20 protein-coding genes are annotated in these 24,622 nt (G+C 69.9%); 8 read left to right on the forward strand and 12 right to left on the reverse strand.

What is annotated here, in order from left to right; genetic code table 11:
• Positions 1 to 15: 15 nt before the first annotated feature.
• Complete coding sequence (locus tag ACFY5A_RS05890; protein ID WP_387232342.1) at positions 16 to 873, forward strand: endonuclease domain-containing protein; 858 nt, start codon at positions 16 to 18, stop codon at positions 871 to 873.
• 281 nt (positions 874 to 1,154) lie between these two features.
• Here the strand turns inward: ACFY5A_RS05890 and ACFY5A_RS05895 are convergent, their stop codons facing one another.
• Complete coding sequence (locus ACFY5A_RS05895) at positions 1,155 to 1,916, reverse strand: alpha/beta fold hydrolase (RefSeq protein ID WP_387232344.1); 762 nt, start codon at positions 1,914 to 1,916, stop codon at positions 1,155 to 1,157.
• Positions 1,917 to 2,058: 142 nt separating this feature from the next.
• Here ACFY5A_RS05895 and ACFY5A_RS05900 point away from each other — a divergent pair, with 142 nt between their 5' ends.
• Entirely contained in the window at positions 2,059 to 3,408 is a 1,350-nt protein-coding gene (locus ACFY5A_RS05900) for an MFS transporter (protein WP_387232346.1), read from the forward strand.
• A 2-nt stretch (positions 3,409 to 3,410) separates the two neighbouring features.
• Here ACFY5A_RS05900 and ACFY5A_RS05905 read toward each other — a convergent pair whose 3' ends face one another.
• From ACFY5A_RS05905 to ACFY5A_RS05920, 4 genes are all read right to left on the reverse strand, one after another.
• A complete protein-coding gene (locus tag ACFY5A_RS05905; RefSeq protein WP_387232348.1) occupies positions 3,411 to 6,056 on the reverse strand; it encodes a penicillin acylase family protein in 2,646 nt (881 codons plus the stop codon).
• 107 nt (positions 6,057 to 6,163) lie between these two features.
• Complete coding sequence (locus tag ACFY5A_RS05910) at positions 6,164 to 8,347, reverse strand: YhgE/Pip family protein (protein ID WP_387232350.1); 2,184 nt, start codon at positions 8,345 to 8,347, stop codon at positions 6,164 to 6,166.
• Positions 8,344 to 11,205, reverse strand: a complete 2,862-nt coding sequence (locus tag ACFY5A_RS05915) for a YhgE/Pip family protein (protein WP_387232352.1) — start codon at positions 11,203 to 11,205, stop codon at positions 8,344 to 8,346. Before ACFY5A_RS05915 ends, ACFY5A_RS05910 begins: the two co-directional genes overlap by 4 nt.
• A gap of 58 nt (positions 11,206 to 11,263) precedes the next feature.
• A complete protein-coding gene (locus ACFY5A_RS05920; RefSeq protein ID WP_387232354.1) occupies positions 11,264 to 11,884 on the reverse strand; it encodes a TetR/AcrR family transcriptional regulator in 621 nt (206 codons plus the stop codon).
• Positions 11,885 to 12,163: 279 nt separating this feature from the next.
• Here ACFY5A_RS05920 and ACFY5A_RS05925 point away from each other — a divergent pair, with 279 nt between their 5' ends.
• Genes ACFY5A_RS05925 through ACFY5A_RS05935 form a run of 3 tightly spaced genes read left to right on the forward strand, consistent with a single transcriptional unit; the run spans position 12,164 to position 14,942 of the window.
• Entirely contained in the window at positions 12,164 to 12,799 is a 636-nt protein-coding gene (locus ACFY5A_RS05925) for a response regulator (protein WP_387232356.1), read from the forward strand.
• Positions 12,799 to 13,959, forward strand: a complete 1,161-nt coding sequence (locus ACFY5A_RS05930; protein ID WP_387232358.1) for a sensor histidine kinase — start codon at positions 12,799 to 12,801, stop codon at positions 13,957 to 13,959. The genes ACFY5A_RS05925 and ACFY5A_RS05930 overlap by 1 nt, the downstream gene beginning before the upstream one ends.
• On the forward strand, positions 13,947 to 14,942 hold the full coding sequence (locus ACFY5A_RS05935) for a hypothetical protein (RefSeq protein ID WP_387232360.1): 996 nt from the start codon (positions 13,947 to 13,949) through the stop codon (positions 14,940 to 14,942). Before ACFY5A_RS05930 ends, ACFY5A_RS05935 begins: the two co-directional genes overlap by 13 nt.
• Before the next feature lie 192 nt (positions 14,943 to 15,134).
• Here ACFY5A_RS05935 and argG read toward each other — a convergent pair whose 3' ends face one another.
• Entirely contained in the window at positions 15,135 to 16,580 is a 1,446-nt protein-coding gene (gene argG, locus ACFY5A_RS05940; protein WP_105673498.1) for an argininosuccinate synthase, read from the reverse strand.
• Positions 16,581 to 16,683: 103 nt separating this feature from the next.
• Here argG and ACFY5A_RS05945 point away from each other — a divergent pair, with 103 nt between their 5' ends.
• The 3 genes from ACFY5A_RS05945 (at position 16,684) to ACFY5A_RS05955 (ending at position 19,331) form a co-directional block, all read left to right on the forward strand.
• Complete coding sequence (locus ACFY5A_RS05945) at positions 16,684 to 17,148, forward strand: hypothetical protein (RefSeq protein WP_387232362.1); 465 nt, start codon at positions 16,684 to 16,686, stop codon at positions 17,146 to 17,148.
• 148 nt (positions 17,149 to 17,296) lie between these two features.
• Positions 17,297 to 18,268, forward strand: coding sequence for an alpha/beta hydrolase (locus ACFY5A_RS05950; protein ID WP_387232364.1), 972 nt, complete (start codon positions 17,297 to 17,299; stop codon positions 18,266 to 18,268).
• A 64-nt stretch (positions 18,269 to 18,332) separates the two neighbouring features.
• A complete protein-coding gene (locus ACFY5A_RS05955) occupies positions 18,333 to 19,331 on the forward strand; it encodes a helix-turn-helix domain-containing protein (protein ID WP_387232366.1) in 999 nt (332 codons plus the stop codon).
• A 16-nt stretch (positions 19,332 to 19,347) separates the two neighbouring features.
• Here the strand turns inward: ACFY5A_RS05955 and ACFY5A_RS05960 are convergent, their stop codons facing one another.
• Genes ACFY5A_RS05960 through ACFY5A_RS05985 form a run of 6 tightly spaced genes read right to left on the reverse strand, consistent with a single transcriptional unit; the run spans position 19,348 to position 24,618 of the window.
• Positions 19,348 to 20,481 carry a hypothetical protein gene (locus ACFY5A_RS05960; protein ID WP_387232368.1) on the reverse strand — a complete coding sequence of 378 codons (1,134 nt, stop codon included), beginning with the start codon at positions 20,479 to 20,481 and terminating at the stop codon, positions 19,348 to 19,350.
• Positions 20,475 to 21,224, reverse strand: coding sequence for a hypothetical protein (locus tag ACFY5A_RS05965; protein ID WP_387232370.1), 750 nt, complete (start codon positions 21,222 to 21,224; stop codon positions 20,475 to 20,477). Before ACFY5A_RS05965 ends, ACFY5A_RS05960 begins: the two co-directional genes overlap by 7 nt.
• Positions 21,221 to 22,282 (reverse strand): VWA domain-containing protein, encoded by a 1,062-nt coding sequence (locus ACFY5A_RS05970; protein ID WP_223587408.1) that lies wholly within the window; start codon positions 22,280 to 22,282, stop codon positions 21,221 to 21,223. The genes ACFY5A_RS05965 and ACFY5A_RS05970 overlap by 4 nt, the downstream gene beginning before the upstream one ends.
• Positions 22,279 to 23,265 carry a VWA domain-containing protein gene (locus tag ACFY5A_RS05975; RefSeq protein ID WP_341940701.1) on the reverse strand — a complete coding sequence of 329 codons (987 nt, stop codon included), beginning with the start codon at positions 23,263 to 23,265 and terminating at the stop codon, positions 22,279 to 22,281. Before ACFY5A_RS05975 ends, ACFY5A_RS05970 begins: the two co-directional genes overlap by 4 nt.
• The gene (locus tag ACFY5A_RS05980; RefSeq protein ID WP_105673512.1) at positions 23,256 to 23,744 is read right to left on the reverse strand and encodes a hypothetical protein; all 489 of its coding nucleotides are present in this window, start codon (positions 23,742 to 23,744) and stop codon (positions 23,256 to 23,258) included. Before ACFY5A_RS05980 ends, ACFY5A_RS05975 begins: the two co-directional genes overlap by 10 nt.
• Positions 23,731 to 24,618, reverse strand: a complete 888-nt coding sequence (locus ACFY5A_RS05985; protein ID WP_341940700.1) for a DUF58 domain-containing protein — start codon at positions 24,616 to 24,618, stop codon at positions 23,731 to 23,733. Before ACFY5A_RS05985 ends, ACFY5A_RS05980 begins: the two co-directional genes overlap by 14 nt.
• Positions 24,619 to 24,622: the final 4 nt, after the last annotated feature.

The following is a 24,622-nucleotide window of genomic DNA, read 5'->3' on the forward strand; positions in this document are numbered from 1 at the left end:
GTGAGAGAGCGTGTCGTGAACGCGTACGCCCCTGTCGTCTTCAGGCGAGCCGAACTGCGTGAGCACGGCATGAGCGGACGTCAGATCGCGACGGCCGTGCGGAACGGAATCCTCTGCCGAATCCGGAGGGACCGGTACGCGGATCCGAGCACGAATGACGACGTCATCGAGGCAGTGCGGATCGGGGGACGGTTATCGTGCCTTTCGCTGCTCCGTACTTTCGGCGTGTTCGTCCATCATTGCGACCGGCTGCACGTGCAGGTCGCACAGGGGGCCTCACGCCTTCGGATGCCGCTCAGTTCGCGTACCCGTGTGCACTGGTACACCGGAGGAGGCGAACGATCTCTGCACGCCGCATCCGTCTTCGATGCGGTGCGCGAGGGGATCCGCTGCCAGCACCCTCGCGCGGCGCTGGCCACCCTGGATAGCGTGCTGCATCACGGTGTGATGACTCGGCGCCAACTCGAGGAGGTCTTCGCGGAGCTGCCGTCTCGGTACAGATCCCTGCTCGCGCTTGTGGATCCGTCAGCGGAGTCAGGGCCGGAGACGTACATGCGGCTCATCCTGCGCTCGCTGGGCGTGCGGTTTGAGACGCAGATGCTGTTGGCGGGTGTCGGCCGTGTCGACTTCGTCGTCGAGGGCTGGCTGATCATCGAGTGCGACAGCAAGGAGTTCCATGAGGGATGGGACAAGCAGGTCGAGGATCGGCGCCGTGACATGGCTGCGGCAGAGCTCGGCTACGTGACCTTGAGGCCTCTCGCGAGCGAGATCATGGACGCTCCGGATCAGGTGCGCCGGTCGCTGGCTACGGCGATCAGTGTTCTCGGGACGAATCTCGCAGCCGCCAGCCGCTCACAACTCCTCACAGATTGAGGTGAACAGGGTCAAAACCCCCGACATCCGGCTCTCCTGAGCATTTTTTGAGGAGTTGTGAACGCCGAAGCGCGCCGCCCGGCCGCCTCAGACCCGGGATCAAACTCGCACGGGACCGGGAGCAGACCCGGGATCAGACCCGGGACCAGACTCGCACGGGACCGGGAGCAGATCCGGGATCGGGCCGGACCCGCACCAGACCCGAAGCAGACCGCACCAGACCCGAAGCAGACCGCAATTGACCCGGATCGGAACCGCGCCAGGCCTGGACCAGGGCCGGATCAGAGCCGGTCGGCGAAGCGCTGGATGAAGGATGCCGCGGGGCCGGCGTCGCTGATGAGCGTGCCGTGGCCGTGGTCGGGGATCACCTCGAGCTCGGCACCCGGGATGTGCGTGAGGATCTGCTGGCACCAGCTCATCGGCGCGAGCGGGTCGTGCTCGCCGCGCAGCACGAGGGTCGGGCGGTCGATGCGCGCGTAGGCCTTCTCGGGCTCGTGCACGATGGTGGCCCGGATCTTCCGCAGCAGGTTCGGTCCCCCGCGAAGGTACTCGCGGGCACCGCGCCAGAGCACGATGGGCCGTTCGCCGAGCAGGTCGCGCAGCAGGTACGAGGCCTGGGCGCGGATGCTGCGTGAGGCGCTGTCGACCGTCGGACCCGCCAGCACCACGCCGGACACGAGGGACGGATGCCGGGCCGCGAGCTCAGCGGCGATCTGGCTGCCCATCGAGTGTCCGATGACGACGACCGGAGCCTCGTCGGAGTGGCGGAGGTAGGCGGCGACGAGATCGGCGTGCCGTTCCATGGTGAGGGTGCGCGTGGGCTCGGGCGCCTCGCCGAAACCGGGGAGGTCGACCGCGATGACCCGCCCGCGCAGCCGCTGCACCACGTCGAGGTAGACGCTGCGCCCCATGCCGATGCCGTGCAGCAGGATGAAGGTGCGCTCTCCGGTCCCGAAGGTCTCGGTGATCAGGGTCGCGCCTCCGTGCTCGAACTCGGCGAGCAGTGCCGGAACGTCCTGAGGAGCGAGAAGGCGATTCGGCACCCATCCACGCTAGCCGACGCGGATCGCCCTCGACGACCCGGCAGGCGCTCCCGCACCCGAAGGCCCCTCCCCGCGCACGGGGAGATGTACAAGGCGCAGGCCGGAACGGCGGGGTCGCCCGCCCTCCGTGCGAGGATGAATCGTGCCCTCCTCCAGCCCAGACGCCGACCAGGTGCAGACGGCGGAGGGGGCCAAGGGCCTCGCCGCCCGCATCGCCCACAGCCTCAGCGATCCCGTGCTCCGCGCCCTCGTCACGGCGGTGGCCGTGTCTCGCATCGGCCGCGGCGTCTTCCTCGCGGTCACCGTCCTCTTCTTCACGCAGATCGTCGGTCTGAGCGCGGGCGAGGCGGCGATCGTCCTCGCGGTGTCGAGCGGATGCGGTGTCGTGGCGTCCTTCCTCGGCGGATGGTCGGCCGACCGCTGGAGCGCCCGTCGGCTCACGTTCGTGTTCGAGGCTCTCGGCGGTCTGCTGCTCGCCGCCTACGCGTTCGCGGGCGACTTCACCTCGGCCCTGCTGCTGGCTTCGCTTTCCGGCTTCTTCGACTCGATGGGGTACTCGGCGCGGTCGGCGATCATCGCCCGGGGATTCCAGGCCGAACGGCGGGTGCATGCCCGTGCCGTGCTGCGCACCGTCACCAACGTGTCGATCGCCGTGGGGTCGGCGATCGGCGCGTTCGCGCTCGCGCTGGGAACGGCCGAGGCCTACCGGATCGTGATCGTGGGGGCGGGACTGCTGTGCGCGGTCGGCTCCCTGCCGCTGCTGCGTCTGACGGCCGAGGTCGATGCGCCGGCGCGCGCGACCCCGCAGCCCTCGGCCACCGCCACCGGTTCGATCGACATGGATGCCGCGGCCGCCGCCCTCGCCGAGCGCACGGACTGGAGCCGACGCTCTCCCTGGCGCAACCCGCGGTACCTGGCGCTGACCGTCCTGACGGGTGTCTTCGCGATGCAGTTCGGCGTCTTCGAGGTCGGCGTGCCCCTGTGGATCACTCGTGAGACCGCCGCCCCAGAGGTGACGTTCGCCGTGCTGCTGATCGTGAACACCGTCCTGGTGGTGATGTTCCAGGTGCGGGCGTCGCGAGGAACCCACGACCTGCGCACCGCCGGCCGTGTCACCCTGATCGCGGGCGGCCTGATCGTCGCCGCCTGCCTCGTCTACGCGCTGGCGGCGGGGGTGCCGGCGTGGGCGGCGATCGTGCTTCTGGTCGCCGCGACCGTGGCCTACACGTTCGCGGAGATCCTCTCCCAGGCGGGCGGCTGGGGGCTCAGCTTCGAGCTCGCCGACCCGAAGCGCGCAGGGGCGTACCAGGGCGTGTTCGGGATGGGGTTCTCGCTCGGATCGCTCGCGGCCCCGCTCGTGGTGAACGCCACGGCGATCACCTTCGGCTTCGCGGGGTGGGCGATGCTGGCCGTGATCTTCCTCGCCGCGGCGACGGGAACCTGGGTCATCGCCCGTCGTGCTGCCGCCGCATCCGACTCCGCTGCAGGCTGAGCTCAGCCGGCCGGAGTGAGCACGAGGGTGTTCACGGTCGCGGCATCCACCGCCTTCGGGGAGAAGGCCCAGGGCCTCTGCACACCTGCGGCCCAGTCGGCGGTCTGGTCGGTGTAGTGCGCGTCGAAGGCATGGCCGGATGCTCCGGTCAGGTGGATCCACGTCGAGGAGTCGAAGTCGGAGAGGTCGATGACCATGCGCATCGACGGCACGGTGGTCGTGGCGTAGGAGGTGCCGAGCTTCCAGCCGGTCGCGTTCACGACGGACCCTCCGCCGCCGACGGGGTAGGGCCCGCGGTTGAAGAGCCACTCGATCGGGGCGATGCCGGAGGAGCCGAACGTGGAGGTGGCGAGGCTGAGCGCGTGCAGGTCGCCCCAGTTCCACCGGGAGACGTCGTCGCCCTGCAGCCCGACGAGCTCGTCGTAGGCCTCCTCGGCGGAGAGGGCCAGCATCTCGTCCATGCCGTCGACCTTCAGCTGAGGGTTCGTCCACAGCGGGTCCGCGGGGTCGTCGAGCAGGGCGGCGACGACGGTGAACAGGCGCCCCTGGCCGTCGATCGGCAGCGGCTGCTCGCGCTCGCCGAAGATGTTCTGCACGAGGTTCGACCACAGCACGTTCGCGTACGCGGCGGCGGCGGAGGTGGCGTCGTTCTGGGCGTCCCAGTCGTCCAGCAGCGCCACCGCCTTCTTCGGACCCGCTCCCTTCACGTCGACGTCGGCGATCGCGGCCGTCAGGCTCTTCGCGATCCACATCTCGTTGTCCATCTGGATGTCGCGCATGTCGGCGGCCGACAGCGGGCCCTCAGCCGCTCGTCGCTCGATCAGATGCGCGATGCGGCCCGCCCGGTAGCCGTAGTCCCAGTCCTTGGTGAGGAAGTGCGCGTAGTCGTCGGTGACGATCGCGTTGTTGGCCGTGACGATGTACCCCGAGCTCGGGTTGTACGACACCGGCAGCTCCTCGAACGGGATGAATCCGGTCCAGTCGTAGGTGCTGTCCCAGCCTGGCTGCGGCATCCATCCGTCTCCGGCCCCGCGGATCGGCAGGCGGCCGGGGGCCTGGTAGCCGATGTTGCCCTCGGTGTCGGCGTAGATGAGGTTCTGCGCCGGCACGTCGAACAGCGATGCCGCACGACGGAAGTCGTCGAAGTCCTTCGCGGTCGAGAGGGCGAAGATCGCGGTCGAGGCCGTGCCGGGGTCGAGGGCGGTCCAGCGCAGGCTGACGGCGTACTCGGACTCGCTCGACGGGTCGGATGCCGCGGCGCCGCCCGCGCTCAGAGCGGGGTCGGGGTCGTCGGCGAGGGCGGTGAAGTCGTCGACCAGCCCGGAGATGATCGGTCCGTGCACGGTGGAGCGGATCTTCAGGGTGACGTCGTCTCCGCCCGCGACCTTGATCGTCTCGGTGCGCTCCTCGAGGGGCACGAGGGCGCCGTCGCGCCAGTACTGATCGCCGTCGATCTTCTCGATGTACAGGTCGGTGACATCCGTGGTCAGGTTGGTGAAGCCCCACGCGACCTGCTGGTTGTGCCCGATCACGATGCCGGGGAGTCCGGAGAACGAGAAGCCGCCGACGTCGAAGGGGCAGCTGTCGGTGACCTTGGCGCACTTGAGCTGCACCTGGTACCAGACCGAGGGGAGCGCCGAGCCGAGGTGGGGATCGTTCGAGAGCAGCGGGAGGCCGCTCTCGGTGAGGGAGCCCGACACCACCCACGAGTTCGAGCCGATGCCCTCGCCCACGTCGCCGACGAGGAGGCTGGCGGCCTCGATCACGTCGGACGCCTGCTGCCACTCGATCGTCGTGCTCGCCCGCTGCACCTCGTCGTCGGCGCCGTCGGAGGTGTAGGCGACGGCATCCGCGTCCGTCCCCACCGCGGGCACCGTCGAGATCTTGGGCACGATCACCGGGTTCTCGTCGAAGGGATACGGCGGGTAGAGCTGATCGAGAGCCGACGACACATCCGCGTCGGTCGCTGATCCGTCGGCGAGCTGGGAGGCGAGCAGCGCCCGCTCCGTCTCGTCCTCGACGTTCGTGCGGAGGTCCCACGCCATCGCCTTGAGCCAGGCGACCGAGTCGGCGGGGGTCCACGGCTCGGGCGAGTAGTCGGCGTTCTGCAGACCGAGGACCGCGTACTCGAGGGAGAGGTCGGCGCCGGAGCGCGAGGCGAGGTAGGCGTTGACCCCATCGGCGTAGGACTCGTAGTAGCCGCGGGTGGTGTCGTCCATCGCCTCGACCTCGGCTTCGGCGACCTCGCGCCAGCCGAGCGTGCGGAGGAAGGAGTCGGTGCCCACCTGGGACTCCCCGAACATCTCGGCCACGCGGCCGGACGTCACATGGCGGCGGAAGTCCATCTCGAAGAACCGGTCCTGCGCGTGCACGAATCCCTCGGCGTAGAACAGATCATGCGTCGTGTCCGCCGTGATGGTGGGGATGCCGCGCTCGTCGCGCTGCACGGTGACCTCGGACGTCAGCCCGGTGAGCTCGACCGAGCCGTCGGTCTGCGGGAAGGAGCGCTGGATCGTCCACGTGAGGAAGAAGGCGGCGGCGACCGCGATGACGACGACGCCGGCGAGGACGAGGAACGCGATGCGCCCGATGCGGACGGGCAGCGAGGGGCGCGAGGGTGCGGCCGCAGCCGGCGAATCGGTTGTCATCGTCGAGAACTCTTTCGGGTGGCGTCGTGAGACTCAGTCCCACGAGCCCCAGGACGCGTGTCAGTACGCGTTCTCGCATCATACCCAGGGCCGGGGCCCGCAGGGACTCACATGAGCTTCGTGGACGCCAGCGCGCGCAGCAGCTTCTGGTTGAAGCCGATGAGCGGCAGACGCAGCACCAGACCGAGCAGCAGGGCGGGCAGCATGAACGCGGACAGCCAGCCCAGCGACACCCAGAAGTCGTTGTGGTAGATGCCGGCGATCGCGGAGCGCATCGCGTTGACGGCGTGCGTCGCGGGAAGGAATGGGCTGATGTTCTGGAACCACTGCGGGAGCACCTGCAGCGGGTAGGCGCCACCGGAACTGGAGATCTGCACGACGAGCATCAGCACGGCCAGCGCCTTCCCCGCGTTCCCGAACGTCACCACGAACGTGTAGACGATCAGGGTGAACACCAGCGACATCACCCAGCCGGTCAGGATGAGCAGGAACGGATGCTTCGGCTCCACTTGAGTGAACAGCACGCTGCCGAGGCACACCAGGGAGCTCTGCAGGAACCCGACGACCGCGAAGATGCCGAACCGGCCGAGATACGTCTGGGTGGGGGAGAGCGCCGGCAGGCCGGAGCCCTCGCCACGGGGAGGGTCGACGCGGATCGACACCGAGATCAGCAGCGCTCCGACCCACAGTGCGAGGGTCGTGTAGAGCGGAGTCATGGCGGCGCCGAAGCTCACGACCGAGTAGACGGGCACCCGCTTGAGCTCGACGGGCTCGGCGAGATGGGTGGCGAGCGCATGCGGGTCCGCGCCGATCAGCGCGGTGAGCTCGCTGAGGTCGCCGGTGTCGATGGCCTTCGTCAGCGCGGCGGCGAGAGCGTCGAACCGATCGGCGGTCTCGGTGAGCGAGCCCGAGATCTCGGTCGTCAACGACTCGGCGTTCGTCAGCGCCGTGCGCAGCGAGTCCGAGCCGGAGAGCGAGTCGGCCACGGAGGAGAGATCGGACTCGATCGAGTCGATGCTGCCGCCGATGGTCGAGAGGGTGTCGGCGAGGGCGTCGAGCTTCGGCCGCAGGCTGCCCGTGTACGCGTTCCGCGCATCCTCCACGGCCGCTTTCGCGCTCGCGATCAGCGCCGTGATCTCCTGGTGCCGGCCCTGGACGTCGGCGTTCGTGTCGGTGATGTCCGTCGCGGTCTGCACGAGGCTGTCGTGCAGGTCCTGCTGCCGGACGATGGCGGCCTCGATCCGCGATACGGCGCGGTCGAACTCGTCCAGCGTCGCCGGGGGCAGCTGCGGGCGGACGTCGTTCACGAGGGTGTCGCGCAGGGCCTGGTACTGGTCGATCTGCGTCTGGACCCGCGTCGCGACGGCGCCGACGGCCCCGGCGGCGTCGCCCGACTGGGTGCTCATCGACGCGAACACGTCGTCGATGCTGTCGGCGACGGCCTGGTAGCTGTCGGCCGTGCCGGACAGGGCGTCGCCGAGCGACGCCGTGGTGGATGTGAGGACGTCCTTCAGCGTTCGGGCGGCATCCGTTCCTCCGCCCAGTGCGCCGGTGGCGTCGTGGAGCGCATCACCGGATGCCGTCGCCAGCGCCGACGCGCTGTCGACCAGTGGCCGGCTCGAGGCGATCAGGGAGGTGAACATGTCGGCCGTCGCCGACCCGGAACGCAGCTGCGCGGCGACCTGGCTGACGTGGGCCTGCAGTCGGGACAGCATCGCCTGGGTGTCGGCGTCGTCGAGGTAGCCGGAGAGCGACGTGATGATGTTCAGCGCGGCCTCGCTGAGGGTCTCCGTGAACACCTCGTTGATGCTCGTCGTGACCTCCCCCGCGCCCTGCTCGGTGATCTTGGGGGCGAGGGCGTTCTTCTTCTCGTTGGTGTAGTACTCGATCGAGGTGCGCTCGGAGCCGTTCGAGTAGAACGTCATCATGTCGGCGCTGAAGCTCGGCGGGAGCACGATCGCGGCGTAGTACTCGCCCGACTTCGCGCCGTCGATCGCCTTCTCCTCCGAGGTGATCACCCAGTTCAGATCGTCGTTCGCCCGCAGCGCCGACAGCACCTGCTCGCCGACGTTGATGCGGAGCGGGATGAGATCGCTCTGATACCCGTCATCGGTGTTGGCGACGGCGACGGTGAGGTTCTTGGTGTTGTCGAACGGGTTCCAGCTCGCGATCACGTTGAACCAGGTGAACAGCGAGGGGATGACGACGAGGCCGAACAGCACGATGACCGTCATGACGTTGCTCGTCGCCCGCCGCAGGTCGAACAGGAAGACGCTCAGGATGTTCTTCACTTGTCGTCCTCCCCGTCGTGCGCGTCGTGGCCGGTCTCCGGCGGGTCCGTCTTCTCGGCGTCGATCGGTCCGGCATCCGTCTCGGTCTGCAGGGGCTCCGCGTCCGCGTCGGCGTCTGCCTCTGCCTGTGCGTCGAGCGTCTCGGCGGGGGGAGCCTCGGCGTCGGGCTCGCGATCGATGTCGTCGGCGATGAACAGCTCCTCCAGGACGGCCGTGTCGTCGGCCGCGTCATCGACGACGGCATCCGGCCGCTCCAGCACGGCGGTGCGAGCGGGTGAGGCCTCTGCGCCCGCGTGGGGGACGGCGTCGGCCAGCAGGAGCGCCCCGCGGCCGTTCTCGACGACGAGAGCCTCGCGTAGGTCTGTTTCGGGCAGGTCGGCCACCTCGGCGGCCTGATGGATGCTCTGCTTGACGTACTCCAGCGTCACCAGGAAGGCGATGAGGATCAGGCACCACAGCGCGCCCAGGCCGAGCATCGTCGCCTTCGCGCCAGGGGTGAGCCACGCGGCGAGGCCGAGAAGGGCCATCCCTCCGACGCCGACGATCAGCGTGAGGCGCAGCACCGTCGGATACCGATCGGTGAACCGCCGGGCGCGCTGCGCGACCTCCGCGCGGTAGCCGTCGCCGTCGGTCAGGGCACGGATGATCTCCGGCGTGCGCCGGCGGCCGGTGATCTGCACGTCTTCGCTCACGAACAGCTGGCTCTCGGCGAGGCGGGTGTTGAACAGCAGCGCGAAGTTGCCCAGCCGGCGGCGCAGGAACAGCCCGAGCACGAAGGCCAGTGCGACGAAGACGGCCAGCGCTCCCATGAACCGCCAGTAGTGGCCGCCGTAGAAGCCGCTGATTGTCTCGCGCAGTGCGTCGATGCCGTAGGTGAACGGCAGGAACGGGTACAGCCCGCGGAAGAAGTCCGGCATCATCTCGATCGGGTACAGCCCCGATGCGCCAGGGATCTGGAAGATCACCAGCAGGATGCACAGGCCCTTGCCGACGATGCCGAAGCACACCGACAGCGCGTAGATGATGCTGAGGTAGGCCAGGCCGATCAGCACGCCGGTTCCGACGAAGGCGAACGGGTTCGCGGTCTGGACGCCGATGACGAGGTTGCCCACGCAGACGAGCACGGCCTGGAACACGGCGATCGACGCCAGCAGCATCCAGCGCCCGAGGTACGCCTGCCGCACCGAGACCCCCTCGACCCCTTCGGTGTCGACCTCGAGCCGCATGATGACCATCAGCACGAACGCGCCGATCCACAGCGACAGGTTGGTGAACAGTGCGGACATGGCCGATCCGTATGACTTCGTCGGGAACAGCACGTTCTCCTCGACCTCGACGGGTGAGGCCATGAACCGGGCGATCTGGTCGGCGTCCAGTCCGCTGATCGTGCTGAGCCGGTTCCAGATGTCGGCGGCACTGAGCGCCAGGATGTCGGTGCGCACCCCGCCGAGGCCGGACTGCGCGGCGGCGAGGTTGTCGTCGAGAGCGGTGAGCGCCGCGGTGGTCGACGTGAGCTGGGTCTTGAGGCCGGCGAGCAGGCCCTGCGCCTGCGTCAGCTGGGTGCGCTGGGCGCCCAGAGCGGCCGAGAAGGAATCCGCGCTGGACGACAGCACCGACATCGCGTGGTTGAGCTGAGGGATGCTCTGCGTGAGCGCATCCCGGATGGCGCCGGCCGAGGTCGCCGCCGTGCCGACGGCGGCGTCGACGGCATCCGCCGAGGCCGTGACGGAGTCGATCGTGGAGGAGACGTCGGTGTTCAGCTGCTTCAGCTGTGCGAGCACCTGCGCGTCTGCGGTGTTGCGCTCCTGCAGGGCGGAGATCGCCTCGCTCAGCCGCTGGGCGGCGTCGGATCCCGGCGTGGTCGCGTCGAGCGCCGCCTGGAGTTCGTCGAGGGCCTTGGCGTTGGAGGCGATGACCGCGGAGAGGTCGCTGATCGCCCCGCCCACCGCGACGTTCGCCTTGTGCAGGCCCGTCGACAGCGTGGCGATCGAGGTGTTCATCTTCGATGACGCGTCGGCGAGCAGGGTGGCGCCGGAGACGTAGGCGGAGGTCACCTCATCGGTGAACGCGAGCAGCTCCTGCTGCGCCTCTGCGGCGATCTTCTGCGCCTGGGCGACGGCGCTCTGCACCTCTCCGAGGGTCTTGTCGACATCGCGCAGCGCGACCGCGGCGCTGTCGATTCCGGACTGGGCGCCGGTCAGGCCGGTCTGCAGCTCCGTGATGCGCTGGCGGGCGGTGTCGACCTTGCCGACGGCGTCGTCGAGGGCCGCGACCGTCCCGTCGCGTGCATCCCCGAGCCTGGCCTCGGCGTCTCCTCCCGCGTTCTTCAACTGCTCGGTGACGGCCTCGGCGACGACGGACACGAAGGTGCTGTTGATCTGGGTGTCGAGCGTCGAGGCGCCGACATCGGTGATCTTCGGGGCGATCGCGTTCGCCTTCTCGTTGACGAAGTACTGCAGAGCGGGGCGGTGGAAGTCGCCGGTGGTGATGCTGACGAAGTCGCGGCTGAAGTCCGCGGGGATGATGATCGCCGCGTAGCTCTTCCCGCTCCGGACGGCATCCATGGCCTCGTCCTCGTCGACGAACTCCCACCCGAGCTGGTCGTTCTCCTTGAGCTGGCCGACGAGCTCGCCACCGACGTCGATGTGTCCGGTGAGGTCGGAGGTCGCGCCCTCGTCCTGATTGACGATCGCGACGGAGACGTTCTGCGTGTTCGAGTACGGGTCCCAGAAGGCGATGATGTTGAACCACGCGTAGAGGGACGGCGTGACGATGACGCCGACGATGATGATCCACGCCTTGCTCACGCGTGCGATGCGGCGGACGTCGCGCCGGAAGACGCTCAGCGAGTTGTGCATCGTGCCCCCTCCGGTGCGCTCATCGTCGTGTCGAGCGCAGTTCTCCACGTGACATCTCTCATGATGGGGCCTCTGTCGTGATGATGTCGGGATGAGCGGCGAGCAGGGCGTCGACCTCTCGCCAGGAGAGCCCGGCGATGCTGAGGACGGCGCGGACGGCGAGGTTCGATGCGCCCTCGCTCGTGGCGTCCGTGCGGGCGATCGCCGTGCGGGCGGTCTCCTCGATCAGCCGCGCGAGGGTGGGGGCGGCGAGGTCGGTGCGGAAGCTCCCGTCTTCCTGGCCCCGTGTCACGAGGTTCGCGACCGTGCGGCGCAGCGGGACGAGGGCGTCGGCGGTGTGCTCGACGTGGGCCTCGTCGAGGGCGAGCGCCGCGGCGACCTGCACGTGCGCGGCCTCGCGCCAGAGGCGGGCGGCGAGACGGGCGAGGGCGATGCGGCAGTCGGGGTCCGACACCGATTCGGCGATCGCGTTGAACCGCTGGGCGCCGCTGGAGATGATCTCGCGGATCAGGGCGTCGCGGTCGTCGAAGTGCCCGTAGAGGGTGCGGCGCGAGAGACCGGCGCTCCGGGCGATCACGTCGACGGAGGCGTGCGGATCGCCCGCCAGCGTCGAGCGGGCGGCGTCCAGGATGCCGGCGCGGTTCTCCACGGCATCGCGGCGGGGTGCACGGGTGGTCATGTCACTATCGTAACTTATAGTGCACAGTCTTGTGCAAGTTAATGGGGCGGACTCACAGGCAGTCAGTTCTGACGGGTCAACGGTATCGGGGCAGTCAGTTCGAGGGGTGCCGAGCGTGGCGCCGTGCCACAGTGAGAGGGCACGTCGGGCGAAGGATCCTCGAGCCGAGGGGCGACGATCCCGCTTTGATATATCGCTGTGGCGGAGCGGCATCCGAATGCGGTAGTTTCCCCGTGGGGGGCGTAGTGCCGCACGCATCCACCTGGGGAGTTCGAGAGCATGAAAGCGCGCATCGCCATCATCGACGACCACCCGGCGGTGGCCTTGGGGGTCACGGCGATCATCAACTCCCATCCCGACCTCCACGTCGTCGCCAGCGCATCCACCGCGGCCGCCGTGCTCGGGCGGGGCGGGAGAATCGACCTGATCCTGCTCGACCTCCAGCTCGCCGACGGCTCAACGCCGGCCGAGAACATGCGCCTGCTCTCCCGCACCGGGGCTCCTGTCCTCGCCTACACCAGCGGCGAGCAGCCGCGGCTCGTGCGCGAGGCGGCGAAGGCGGGCGTCGCGGGGATGATCCGCAAGTCGGAGGTGCCGGTCGCGCTGGTGCGCTCGGTGCTCACGGTGCTGAGCGGGGGCCAGGTGGCGACCCCCGACTGGGCGGCCGCTCTCGTCGAGGACCGTGCCTTCGTCAGCGCCCATCTCAGCGCCAGGGAGGCGGAGGTCCTCGCGCTCTACGCCTCGGGTGAGACCGCGGATCGCGTCAGCGCGGCGCTCTTCATCTCCCGCGACACGGTGCTCGATCACATCCGCCGCATCCGCACGAAGTACGCATCCGTCGATCGCGCGGCGCCGACCAAGGTCGACCTCTTCCGTCGCGCCGTCGAAGACGGCCTGGTCGAGCGAGACGGCTGATGCGGGGCGCCTCCGCGGCGACGGTGCGGGCGAATCGTCAGGTGGGGTGGCTCATCACCCTGTGCTCCACGCTCGCCGTGAGCTCGATCCTGTTCGTCGGCAGCCCCGAGCCTCCGCTCGTCGCGCAGTTCGACGACTTCGCCGAGTGGTGGACGGCCCTCGGCCTGCTGGCGGTCGTCGCCTTCCTCCTGCTCGCCGCGCTGGGCCGGGTGCTCCCGATGAGCGTGCTGCGGGTCGCCTGGCCGAGCGCCTCCCTGCTCGTGATCGGACTGCAGCTGCTGTCCTTCGCGGCCTACCGCGGCGCCGACCCTGCGGTGATCCCGTGGGTGTGGCTGCTGGAGCCGACGGCGGTCAGCCTGCTCGCCGTCTCCTTCCGCGCCCCGCTCGCGTTCTCCCTGTCGGTCGGATCCGGCGCGACCGTCGCCCTCTCCTCGTGGATCTTCACCGGCGGCGTCTCCGAGGCCGTCGCGGTCGCCACCCCGGTGCACATGAGCAACATCGGATTCACGGTGATCCTCTACGGCATCCGCAACGCCCTGGCGAACCTGCACGAGTCCGAGACCGCCGCGCGCGAGGCCGCCGAGCTGCAGGCGCGCAGCGACGCCAGAGCCCACCGCAGGGCCGAGCTGAGCCGCTTCGTCCACGACGACGTGCTGTCGGTGTTCACCGCCGCGCTCCTGTTCCGCGGTCCGGCGCCTGACATCCTCCGGCAGGAGGCCCTGCACGCGCTGACCGTGCTGGATGCGGCGTCATCGGATGCCGACACCGCCCAGGTCGACGGGCGAGCGGCATCCGATCAGCTGCGCGTCCGCCTGGAGCGGGTGGCGCCGACGGCGAGGATGGTCGCGTCCGGTGACGATCAGGTCGTCTCGGTGCGGGCGCTCGCCGCGGTGATGGGCGCCGCGGCCGAGGCGCTGCGCAACGCCGTGAGGCACGCGCAGGCGCAGAACATCGACGTGGACGTCCGCGTCGAGGGCGGCGCGATCAGGGCGGTGGTGCGCGACGACGGCGTCGGATTCGACGCGGCCAGCGCCGCCGCCGGCCGTCTCGGCCTCTCCGGGAGCATCGTGGGGCGGATGAGCGACGTCGCCGGCGGGAGCGCCGAGGTCAGGTCGGCGCCGGGTGACGGGACGGAGGTGATCCTGACGTGGATGCCGTGAACACGACGGGCACCGGGGCGTCGGGGCTCGCATCGCGCGCCGCCCGCTGGGTGATGGTCGCGGTATGGGCGAGCGGTGTGGCCAGCGGAGTCCTCGCCGGTCACTTCTCGCCGCCGCGCCCGCTGCTGATGCTCGCCTATCTCGTCGCGCTCGCCGGCGCCGTCCTGCTGACGGATCCGCGGGACCGTCCGCTCACGGGGCTCAGGGCGCTGAGCATCCCCGCCGCGACGCTGTCGATCACGCTCCTCGTGCTGATCGAGGGCACCGCGGCGAAGGACGTCTGGCTCATCGACTACGCGGCGTACCTCGTCGCGCTCCAGGTCGCCCGCGGAAACCTCGTGACGGGTCTGAGTGGGACGGCGCTGCAGGTCGCCGCGGTGCTGATCTGGGCGGAGATCGGAGGGCAGGACGCCGGAGGAGTGGCCAACATGCTCGCGATCCCGGTGTCGGTCGCCGTGCTCGGGCTCCTGTGGCGGGGCATCCTGCGCGGGATGGTCGGCCGCGAGAGGAGGCATCGTTCGGCGGCTGCCGAGTCGGAGCGCATGACGCGGGCGCTGGACGCCGCGTCCGGCGACCTGCAGCGCGAGCTCGATGCGATCCGTGCGCAGGTCTCGCCCACGCTGAGGATGCTGCGCGACGGCGGCGAGCTCACGGAGGAGGCGCTCACCGGCATCCGCATCCTGGAGGGCGCGATCCGCGACCGCATCCGCTCTCCGCGCCTGCAGCATCCCGCGCTGAACGCGGCGGCGGCCCAGGCCAGGGCTCGTGCCGTGTCGATCACGATGCTCTCCGACGCGGAGGACGAGCGCGTTCTCGGCGATGCCGCGGCCACCAGGGTGGCGCAGCTGGTGACGGAGGCGCCGTCGGGTGCGACGGCGGTGATCACCGTCGGCGGAGAGCAGCAGGACGCGGTCACGGTCGTGCTCGACGTCGAGGGGACGCACCACAGATACGTCGTCGTCGACGCTGACCCCGCGCGCTGACCCTGAGCCGTCCAGGACTCCGGAGAATCGTGGACTCGGCGGGGCCGCTCGGCGCGATCTCCGCGGAGGCACCCGCCGCCCGTGGCGGAAGGTCACGCAGATCTCCGGAGTTCCGGCGGACCGATCGCAGGGCCGGCGCAGAAAGAGGGGGCGGATGCCGCAGCATCCGCCCCCTCTTCAGCGACAGACGTGTCAGTCGGTGCCGGAGTCGAAGGCGGCGCCCTCGGACGCCGTGTCCACAGCGTCAGCCAGCGTCTCGTCGGCCTCGGAGACCGAGCCCTCGACGGCGCCGGTGATCTCGGTGGACTCGCCCGCGGTCACGCGTCCGACCAGCTCGCCGGTCGCACCGCCGACGAGGCCGAGGCCCGCGTACTGCTCCAGGCGTGCACGCGAGTCGGCGATGTCGAGGTTGCGCATCGTGAGCTGGCCGATGCGGTCGACGGGGCCGAAGGCGGCGTCGCCGACGCGCTCCATCGACAGCTTCTCGGGGCCGTAGGAGAGGTTCGGGGAGACCGTGTCGAGGATGGTCCAGTCATCACCGCGGCGCAGGCGGATCGTGACGGAACCGGAGATCGTGAGGCCGACCCAGCGCTGGATCGACTCGCGCAGCATGAGCGACTGCGGCTCGAGCCAGCGGCCCTCGTACATGAGGCGGCCGAGGCGGCGACCCTGCTCGTGGTACGTCGCGAGGGTGTCCTCGTTCAGGATGCCGTTGACCAGGCGCTCGTAGGCGATGAACAGCAGCGCCATGGCCGGGGCCTCGTAGATGCCGCGCGACTTCGCCTCGATGATGCGGTTCTCGATCTGGTCGCTCATGCCGAGGCCGTGGCGTCCGCCGATGCGGTTGGCCTCGTGGACGAGCTCGACCGGGTCGGTGTACTCGACGCCGTTGATGGCGACGGGGCGGCCGGCCTCGAACGTGACGGTGACGTCTTCGGTCTCGATGGCGACCGAAGGGTCCCAGAACTTGACGCCCATGATCGGGTCGACGGTCTCGAGCGAGACGTTCAGGTGCTCGAGCGTCTTGGCCTCGTGCGTCGCGCCCCAGATGTTCGCGTCGGTCGAGTACGCCTTCTCGGCGGAGTCGCGGTACGGGAAGCCGTGCTCGACGAGCCAGTCGCTCATCTCCTTGCGGCCGCCGAGCTCGGTGACGAAGTCGGCGTCCAGCCACGGCTTGTAGATGCGAAGGCGCGGGTTCGCGAGCAGACCGTAGCGGTAGAACCGCTCGATGTCGTTGCCCTTGTAGGTGGAGCCGTCGCCCCAGATGTCGACGCCGTCCTCCTTCATGGCGCGCACGAGCATCGTGCCGGTGACGGCGCGGCCGAGGGGCGTGGTGTTGAAGTAGGTCTTGCCTCCGGAGCGGATGTGGAACGCGCCGCAGGCGAGGGCGACGAAGCCCTCTTCGACCAGCGCGGTCTTGGCGTCGACGAGGCGGGCGACCTCTGCCCCGTACTCGAGCGCGCGCCCGGGGATCGACTCGATGTCGTCTTCGTCGGGCTGTCCGAGGTCTCCGGTGTAGGTGCACGGGACGGCGCCCTTGTCGCGCATCCATGCGACGGCGACGGAGGTGTCGAGTCCTCCGGAGAAGGCGATGCCGACGCGCTCGCCGACGGGCAGGGACTGGAGAACCTTGGACATGCTTCCCAGTCTATCGGCGGCGTGTCGGCTGTTTCGGCGGGCGGGTGGATGCCGTCGGATCGGGCGTCTGCGCGCCAGGCGACGTGCATGTTTGACTGGGCTCATGGATGATCTTCCCCGGAGCGTCGTCATCGGCGGCGCAGAGTTCTCGCGTGTCGACTCCGACGATTCGATCGCGTGCTGGACGTCGACGAGCGATGTCGACGGGAGCAGGTCCTGGTCGGTGAGCATCGTCATCGAGCCCGCGGCCGCGCCGGATGCCGCGGTGCGCGAGCGTGCGGCGACCGTGTGCTCGGGCTGGGAGGGGTACGTCGAGATCGCCGCCGACTACCTGCTCGAACGGCTTCGTGAGCCGCAGTTCGCCCTCGAACCCTCCGAGCTCGTGAAGCTGGACGCCGCGGAGCTCCCGTTCGACGCGCCTGAGGCGGTGATCTGGGGCGATGGATCCTGGATGCTGCGTTTCGCCGAGTCGAGCCTGGAGATGGCCGACCCGTTCGGCATCGGGGTCCGCTTCGAGGGGACGACCGCGACCGCGGTCGAGGACCTGTCGGACGCCGACCCGGTCTGAGCCGCTCGGCTCCTGGAGGGGCGTGCATCCGCCAGACGGCGGTGAGAGCCCTGCGGATCCGCCCCGGTTGGCGGGTTCCGCGTGGCGAGGATGGGCAGGATTCTGGCTGAACACCGCCGAGGTGGCGAGTGAGGACGAAGGAGTTCACATGACCGACACGATCGCGCGACCGCCGTTCGACCCCGAGCTCGAGGCGGCGCTGCTGCTCGCGGGGGGAGAGATCCCGACGACGCTCACCCTCGAGATGATCCCGTTCATGCGCGAGTCCATCGTCAGCGGCGAGGACCAGATGGCCGACCTTCTCGCTTCGCGAGGTTTCGTCTCGCGCGACGTCACCATAGCGGGGCACGGCGGCGACGAGATCGTCGTGAGCGTCGTGCAGAAGCAGGGGCGCACCGGTGTCGGCCCCGGCATCTTCCACACGCACGGCGGCGGGATGATCATCGGCAACCGCTGGCTCGGAGTCGACGGGTTCCTCGACTGGGCAGAGCGCTTCAACGGTGTCATCGTCACCGTCGAGTACCGGCTCGCACCGGAGTTCCCCGATCCGTACCCCGTCGAGGACTGCTACGCGGGCCTCCGCTGGACCGCGGAGCATGCCGACGAGCTCGGCATCGATCCGCGCCGGATCGTCATCGCCGGGGGCAGCGCGGGCGGTGGACTCGCGGCGGGTACGGCGCTTCTGGCGCGGGACCGCCGCGGCCCTGCGCTGCTCGGCCAGATGCTCCTCTATCCCATGCTCGACGACCGCGATGAGACCGTCTCGACGCGGCAGATCGACGGCGTGGGCCTCTGGGATCGCGGATCGAACGTCCTGGGATGGACGGCGCTGCTCGGCGATCGCAAGGGCACGGCCGAGGTGTCGATCTACGCGGCTCCGGCGCGGGCGACCGATCTCGCGGGGCTCCCGCCCGCCTTCATCGACTGCGGCAGCGCCGAGGTGTTCCGTGACGAGGACGTCGCCTACGCCACCCGACTGTGGGAGGCGGGTGTGCAGGCCGAGCTCCACGTCTGGGCCGGCGGATTCCACGCCTTCGAGGCCTTCGCCCCCCAGAGCGCCGTGGCTCAGGCCATGCTCGCGGCTCGCGACAACTGGATGAACCGCCTGCTGGGAGCGTGATCATCACCCTGCGTCGGTCGTCGCGACCGGCGTAGGGTGGAATCCCCGCGCGATGGAGCCCGACATGCAAGACCTGCTGGGGCGGCTCACCGCCCTCGATCCGGATGCGAGCGAGACCCTCAAGGTCGTCTCCTACTTCGATGCACTCGTCGCGCGTTCGGTGGGTGTCGAGAGCATGCTGCGCGGCGCGGCGGTGCTCAGCGGCGCGACCGTCGGCCACCGCGACGGCCATCAGACCGTGCGTGTGCGTGCGGACGGGGTGCGCATCGACCCCGACGGGCTCGGCGAGCCGTGGCCGACGCGGAAGAGCGGACCGGATGCCGTGGCGTGGATCGAGCGCGAGGGAGAGCCGCACTCGAACGACGCGATGATCCTCGAACGGCTCGTCCTCGCACTCGGAATCATCCGAGCGCGGCGGACGATCGGACAGGAGAGCGCTGTCGAGCTGGCGATCAGCTCTTACGCGGGCGACGAGGAGCGCGCGGGAGCCGTGTCGCGTCTCCGCCTGGGAGAGGCCCCGCTGCGGGTGGTCGCCTCTCCGCCGGATCCGGCGCCACTGCCACAGCATCCGTCAGCCGTCGTGGCCACCAGGCACGGCCTGACCAGGGCGACGATTCTGCACTCCGGCATCGAGCCGATGGAGGCGTGGCGCGATCGTATGGCCCCGCGCCTCGGGATCGGGCTGACCACGGGCGCTGCGTCGACTCTGCCGACGTCGTGGTCGGCGGCGCTCATCGCCGTGCGCCTGACCAGCGAGGCAGACCCGGTGGTCGACGCCGCCGATCTGGGCGCGGCGCTGCTCCTGGCTGAGGCGGCGGACTCCACCCCGCCGCATCCGGATGCGGAAGCGCTCGCCTGCCTCGATGCTCGCAGCCTGGAACTGCTGGACGCCGTCGCCGATGAGCGCAGCGTCCGTGCGGCATCGGTCCGGCTCGGCCGGCATCACTCGAGCGTTCAGGAGCGGCTCACGGCGCTGATCGACGTCCTGGGGTACGACCCGAGGACACCGCGGGGCCGCACCCGGTACGCCCTCGCTCGGATGCTCCTCACCCTCTTCCGCTGAACCGGCTGAGGCCGACTCAGGGGAACCCCGGGTACTCCTCGAGCTTCTTCACGAACGCGTCCCGGTCGGCGTCGCTCAGCACACCGCTGGCGATGACCGTCAGCTGCAGCCCTTCGAGCGGTTCGCCGGTACGGGCGTTCTGCGCCTGCCTCGTGGTGAGGAAGCTGCCGTCCTGATCGTTCGACAGGTCGTAGATGTCGGCGTAGAACCGCAGGGGCTCCGGGTAGTTCTCGGAGTACGACTCCCAGGTGTGTTGGGTGCGCGGGTCGTCGCTGCCGTACAGCTTCGCCATCATCGACGGGTCGATGCTCGATGTCGAGGGGTCGTTGAACGCGTAGAGGCCGTACATCCCGTGCTGGATCACGACGTTCTGGATCACGCCCATCACGGCCGTCTTGCGGTCGTAGTCCTGGATCGGCTCGGTGGTCGCCCAGCTCGCGGTCGTGTACTCGCTGAGCATCGACTCGCCGCCGTAGCCGTTGCGCTCCGGGCGGATGTCCTCGTCTCCGACCTGCACCCACTCGTAGCCGAACTCCTCCGTCAGAGCCGTGCGGATGTCGGCGAACAGGCTGTCCGCCGAGGCGCGCACCTCTTCGAGGGACTGCTGGTTCAGAGCATCCTGCGGGTCGGTGCCCTTGATGCCCGGGTACGCCTCCTCGTGCTTCTGCGCGTCGCTCTTCACGCCGTCGTAGGTGCCGGCCGCCGAGGTCCGCAGGGCGCTGATCCCCCCGACGGTGGCGACGTTGAAGAAGAGAGTGATGATCAGGGCGATGCCGCCCAGCATCCGCGCGCGTGCCGAGAACAGGGAGGCGATCACGACGCCGAGGACGGCGAGCTGCAGCGCGATCATGGTGATGCCGTAAAGGGCGTCCGTCGCCCCGGCGAGGAACGTGCCGAGCAGGATCACCGCGAACAGGGCGGCGACGCCGAGCGTCACCCAGCCGAACGCCGAGGCCGGCCTCTTCTCCTCACCAGGAGCCGTCGCCCCCGCGGGGGATGCCGGAGGGACGGTCGGATACGGCGCGCCGGGGGGTACCGCGGGACCCTGCTGACGCCGTGCCCCGCGGTACCCGCCGGGCGGCGGCACGGGAGGGGCGCCCTCCGTGCCCGCGATGTAGCGCTGGCGCTGCTTCTCCCGGTCCATCACCATGGCCTGTCCGTCCCGGAGCCGCCGGGCTCGTCGCCGTTCTGCTGCTGGTCACGCTCCTGCGTGCCCTGCTCCAGCTTCTCCTTGAGGTCATCGAGCTTGTCCTCAGAGGGCTGCGGCTTCTGGGGCTGCTCCTCCGGCTTCGGCTGCTGCTCCTGCTGCTGTTCCTGCTGCTTCTGCTTCAGGCGGTCCTCGAGGTCGTCCGTCGTCTTCTTCATGTCGCGGTCAGGGTCGGACGACTGCTTCTGCGCATCCTCGCTGTCGCACTCCGCCGGCGTCTCCGCGGTCACGGTCAGCGCCTCGCCGTAGAACTCGGCGGCGGCCGCGCCGTCGCCGCTCTCGCGTGCCGCGTCTCCCTGGCGCTCGATGACGAGAGCGAGGTTGATCCTCACGGTGCACACCTCGAGGCCGTGCGCGAGGGCCAGCGACTCCTCCAGCTTCGCGCGGGCCTCGGGGAGCTTCTCGGCCCCCGCGAGCGCCGTGCCGACGTTGAAGGGCGCCTTGTACGGCTCGAACCAGTTCAGGAACTCCTGGTTGCGGGCCGATGCCTCGGAGCCCGCGTAGTCGTCGACGACGTACGAGCTGATCGCCTGGTGGGCGAAGGCGTACATGCTCAGCAGCTTGCCCGCGAAGAGCAGCGCGGCGAGAACCAGCGGAAGGGTTCCGACAGCGACCCACCGGCGGATGAGTCGGCGTCGCCGGTTGGCCGCGAGGAGAGCGGATGCCGCCGCCTGTGCGTCGGTCATGACTCACCGCCCGTGCTCTGGTCGGGGCGCGTCGTCCCGCTGCGCTCGCTCGGCGACCGGGGAGCCCCCGGGGCTCTCAGCAGCCGGAGTCGGGCGACGAGCATGGTGGCACGCGCGAGCTCGACGGCGAGCAGCGCCATCATGACGAGCGCGGCGATCCAGTAGAGCTCGGTGACGTTCCCCGTCTCGCCCGAGGCCGCGTAGCTCGTGGTCGTCGACGGAGCCGCGGGCAGCGTCGGTGCGGAGTCCGCCGTCCTGTGCTCGTACGGCACGCCCAGCTGCTCCGCGATCGTCGTGAGGTTCTTCTCGTCGATCACCGACGTCGCGTCCTCGCCCTGGTACTGGATGTACCCGCCGTCGGCCGAGGGGTCGACCCCGCCGGTGGTGAGGCGCATGGGCCCGCCCTCCTCGGTACCGTAGCCGAAGACCGCGCCGGCATCCGTCCGCTTCGCGCTGCTGGCGAACGACTCGGGGGTCCCGCCGTCGGTCTGCTCGCCGTCGCCGAAGTAGAACACCATGCGGGAGCGGTCGGGAGACGACTTCGCGGCCTGCGAGAGGGTGTCGTCGAGCATCCGGTTCGCGATCCCGACCGAGCTGCCGCGCGACTGGCTGGTGACCTCGGGGCGCAGCACGTCGAGCGAGGAGATCAGCGCCGTGGTGTCGGTGGTGAGCGGCATCCTCAGATCGGCGGCCGCGTCGAAGGTGATGAGCGCGAAGCGCGCGCCGGGGTACTCCGCGACGATCGCCTGGATGTCGGCGCGCACGCCGTCGAGGCGCGGCTCACCGCCGTCCCAGTCCTCCGCGACGATGCTCGCGGTGGTGTCGACGACGAGCACGATGTCGGTGTCGGTCGCGAGGGTCTGCGTCGAGCCCCCGGGGATGCCGGGGCGCAGCAGCATCGCGAAGCACGCGAGCAGCATCACCAGCCGCATGACCCACAGCCAGCGCGGGGCGCGGGTCTCCTCGCTCCGCCGGGTCAGCACCCAGATGACGAGCGCGACGGCAGGCGCGAAGAAGAGCAGCAGCAGGAAGACGTTGAGGACGGGCTGGAAGATCACAGTCGCACCCTCCAGACCACGACGACGAAGGCGAGCGTCAGGATCATGAGCACGACGATCCACAGGTTCGGGGTGTCGGTCCAGACGACCCTGGCCTGCCCCTTGAGCGCGGTCGCCTCCTGCTTCTGCACCTGGGTGATGATGTCGCCGACCGTGGTGGTGTCGCGCAGGCCGTACGCCTGGCCGCCGGTGCTCTCGGCGGCCCGCGCGAGCTGGGCGCTCACGTCGGCGTCCTTGCCCTCGACGGGGTTGAGGGCGAACACCCGCACGCCGTTCGAGCCGGCGTAGGCGGCGGCCTCATCGAGGGTGACGATCGAGGCGCCGTTGATCTCGTTGTCCGTGGCGAGGATGACGGAGCGCGAGCGCTCGTCGTCGGGGTGGTCGAAGCCCATGGCGCACGCGGCGAGGCCGTCTCCGATGAGCGAGGCGCCGTCGCCGTTGAGGGTGCCGACCCAGTGCTCGGGGATCTCGTCGGCGTAGTCGAAGCTCTCGCGGATGCTCCGCAGGTGCTCCCGGATGAACGCGTAGTCGTCGGTGAGCGGGAAGACCTGCACCGGGGAGCTGTTGAAGATCGTGAGTCCGATGCGCTCGCCCTTGAAGCCGTCGAGCAGCTCCTCGAAGACGCTGAGGACCTCGACGTCGACCTCGCTCATGGATCCGGACACGTCGAGGCACAGCATGATGTCGCGGCTCGTGTTCACGGGCTGGATCGTCTGCGACGACATCGGCCTCGCCGCGACGGCGCCGGCGGCGAGCGTCGCGACCGCGCCGAGGATCAGGATGCCGGAGAGCCCGAGCACCCGCCGACGGAGGGCGGAACGGAACGTGGGCAGCGACCTCAGCCGCTCTGCGCGGGCGATGCGCGCCCGCTCTCCTGCCGCGGTGCGGGCGCGCGCCCGCAGGCCGAGCAGCAGCCCGATCGCGACGGCGGCGAGCACGACCCCGGCGGCGATGAGGATCATCCACCCGTTCGCTAGTGCCATGAGCGCACCACCGTTCTGGCGGCTTCGGCGCCGGCGACCGGATCGATCGCGGGACCGGGGCGGAAGATGCTGGGGTAGTAGTGGCGCCCCATGGCGTCGATCAGCGCCGGGTGCACGCCGCGGGCGACGAGGTCGTCCAGAGCGAGCACGGGGGCCTCCAGTCCGCTGTACTCGTTCACGAAGGTGCGCACGACCCTGCTCAGCTCGAGGTTCGCATTGCGGGCGGAGAGCTTCCCTGCGCGGTAGTCGGCCTCGACGAGCTGGATCCGGTCAAGGTACTCGATGCGCAGCTGCGAGAGCACGTCGACGGTGAGCGGCCCGGGGTGCGCGGCATCCGGCTGGGCGACCCCGCGGCGCGGTCGGGTCAGCACGATGAGCAGCCACGCGGCCAGGATGAGCACCGCCAGGATGCCGAAGGCGAGCAGAAGCCACCAGCCGGAGTACTGGAACGGAGGGTAGAGCTCGTCAGAGCCGGGCATGGGACCTCCGGTTCAGCAGCTGCAGGAGCTGCGTCACGGCGTCGTCCTGGCCGTCGAGAACGGAGTGGCTGATCTCCAGACCCTTCAGGGTCTCGGCGAGGTGCGCGGCATCCGCCTCGGTCTGCGCCGTGAGCTCGCGCACGATCTCGGCGTCTCCCTGCACGAAGTCGGGCACGTCCCACATCGTGTCCACGTCGCTGCGCACGGTGCGCGTCGCGTGGTCGAGCACGACCTCGGCGTCGCGCACCGTCAGCCACAGCACGTCGTGCTGCACGCGGAGGCGGCGCAGCATCCGCTCCGTGTCCTCGGTGACGGGCGCCTCGTCGGTGACGATCACGACGATCATGCGGCGCGAGATCGTGCGCGTGATGAACGACAGCAGGGCGTCGCGGTCGCTGGGGGCGCTGCTGGAGTCGATCGCGGAGTCGATGGTGCGCAGCGCGTGCTCGAGGGCGCCCTCGCTGCGACCGGGAGCGAGGCGGCGGATGCCGGCGGCGTCGCCGTACACGGTCGTGAAGTCGTCGCCGTGGCGCAGCGCCAGCACGCCGAGGACACCGGCGGCGAGGATCGCGAGCTCCTTCTTCGACCGCTCGTCGTGCGCGAGGGCGCCCATCGAGCGACCGGTGTCGACGGCGAACAGGATGGTGTGCATGCGCTGCGCCCTGTGCCGCTTGACCAGCGGAGTCCCCTGGCGGGCGGTGGCGCGCCAGTCGATGTCGCGCACCTGATCGCCGTACTCGTACTTGCGCAGGTCCTCGAAGTCGAGGCTGCGGCCGTGCAGCAGCGACGCGTAGGCGCCGTCGAGCGCGTGCAGCGACTTGCGCGACGAGTGGATGAAGAGCTTGCTCTTCACCTGGGTGATCAGGCTGGGCATGCGG

It is taken from the genome of Microbacterium sp. NPDC012755, from assembly GCF_042901325.1.
Classification (GTDB): Bacteria; Actinomycetota; Actinomycetes; order Actinomycetales; family Microbacteriaceae; genus Microbacterium; species Microbacterium natoriense.

Bases quoted from the DNA above. Each gene is read 5' to 3' on its own strand.
- ACFY5A_RS05905 (WP_387232348.1), bottom strand. From the start codon at position 6,056: ATGACAACCGATTCGCCGGCTGCGGCCGCACCCTCGCGCCCCTCGCTG.
- ACFY5A_RS05915 (WP_387232352.1), bottom strand. From the start codon at position 11,205: ATGCACAACTCGCTGAGCGTCTTCCGGCGCGACGTCCGCCGCATCGCA.
- ACFY5A_RS05920 (WP_387232354.1), bottom strand. From the start codon at position 11,884: ATGACCACCCGTGCACCCCGCCGCGATGCCGTGGAGAACCGCGCCGGC.
- ACFY5A_RS05925 (WP_387232356.1), top strand. From the start codon at position 12,164: ATGAAAGCGCGCATCGCCATCATCGACGACCACCCGGCGGTGGCCTTG.
- ACFY5A_RS05930 (WP_387232358.1), top strand. From the start codon at position 12,799: ATGCGGGGCGCCTCCGCGGCGACGGTGCGGGCGAATCGTCAGGTGGGG.
- argG (WP_105673498.1), bottom strand. From the start codon at position 16,580: ATGTCCAAGGTTCTCCAGTCCCTGCCCGTCGGCGAGCGCGTCGGCATC.
- ACFY5A_RS05945 (WP_387232362.1), top strand. From the start codon at position 16,684: ATGGATGATCTTCCCCGGAGCGTCGTCATCGGCGGCGCAGAGTTCTCG.
- ACFY5A_RS05950 (WP_387232364.1), top strand. From the start codon at position 17,297: ATGACCGACACGATCGCGCGACCGCCGTTCGACCCCGAGCTCGAGGCG.
- ACFY5A_RS05955 (WP_387232366.1), top strand. From the start codon at position 18,333: ATGCAAGACCTGCTGGGGCGGCTCACCGCCCTCGATCCGGATGCGAGC.
- ACFY5A_RS05960 (WP_387232368.1), bottom strand. From the start codon at position 20,481: ATGGTGATGGACCGGGAGAAGCAGCGCCAGCGCTACATCGCGGGCACG.
- ACFY5A_RS05965 (WP_387232370.1), bottom strand. From the start codon at position 21,224: ATGACCGACGCACAGGCGGCGGCATCCGCTCTCCTCGCGGCCAACCGG.
- ACFY5A_RS05975 (WP_341940701.1), bottom strand. From the start codon at position 23,265: ATGGCACTAGCGAACGGGTGGATGATCCTCATCGCCGCCGGGGTCGTG.
- ACFY5A_RS05980 (WP_105673512.1), bottom strand. From the start codon at position 23,744: ATGCCCGGCTCTGACGAGCTCTACCCTCCGTTCCAGTACTCCGGCTGG.
- ACFY5A_RS05985 (WP_341940700.1), bottom strand. From the start codon at position 24,618: ATGCCCAGCCTGATCACCCAGGTGAAGAGCAAGCTCTTCATCCACTCG.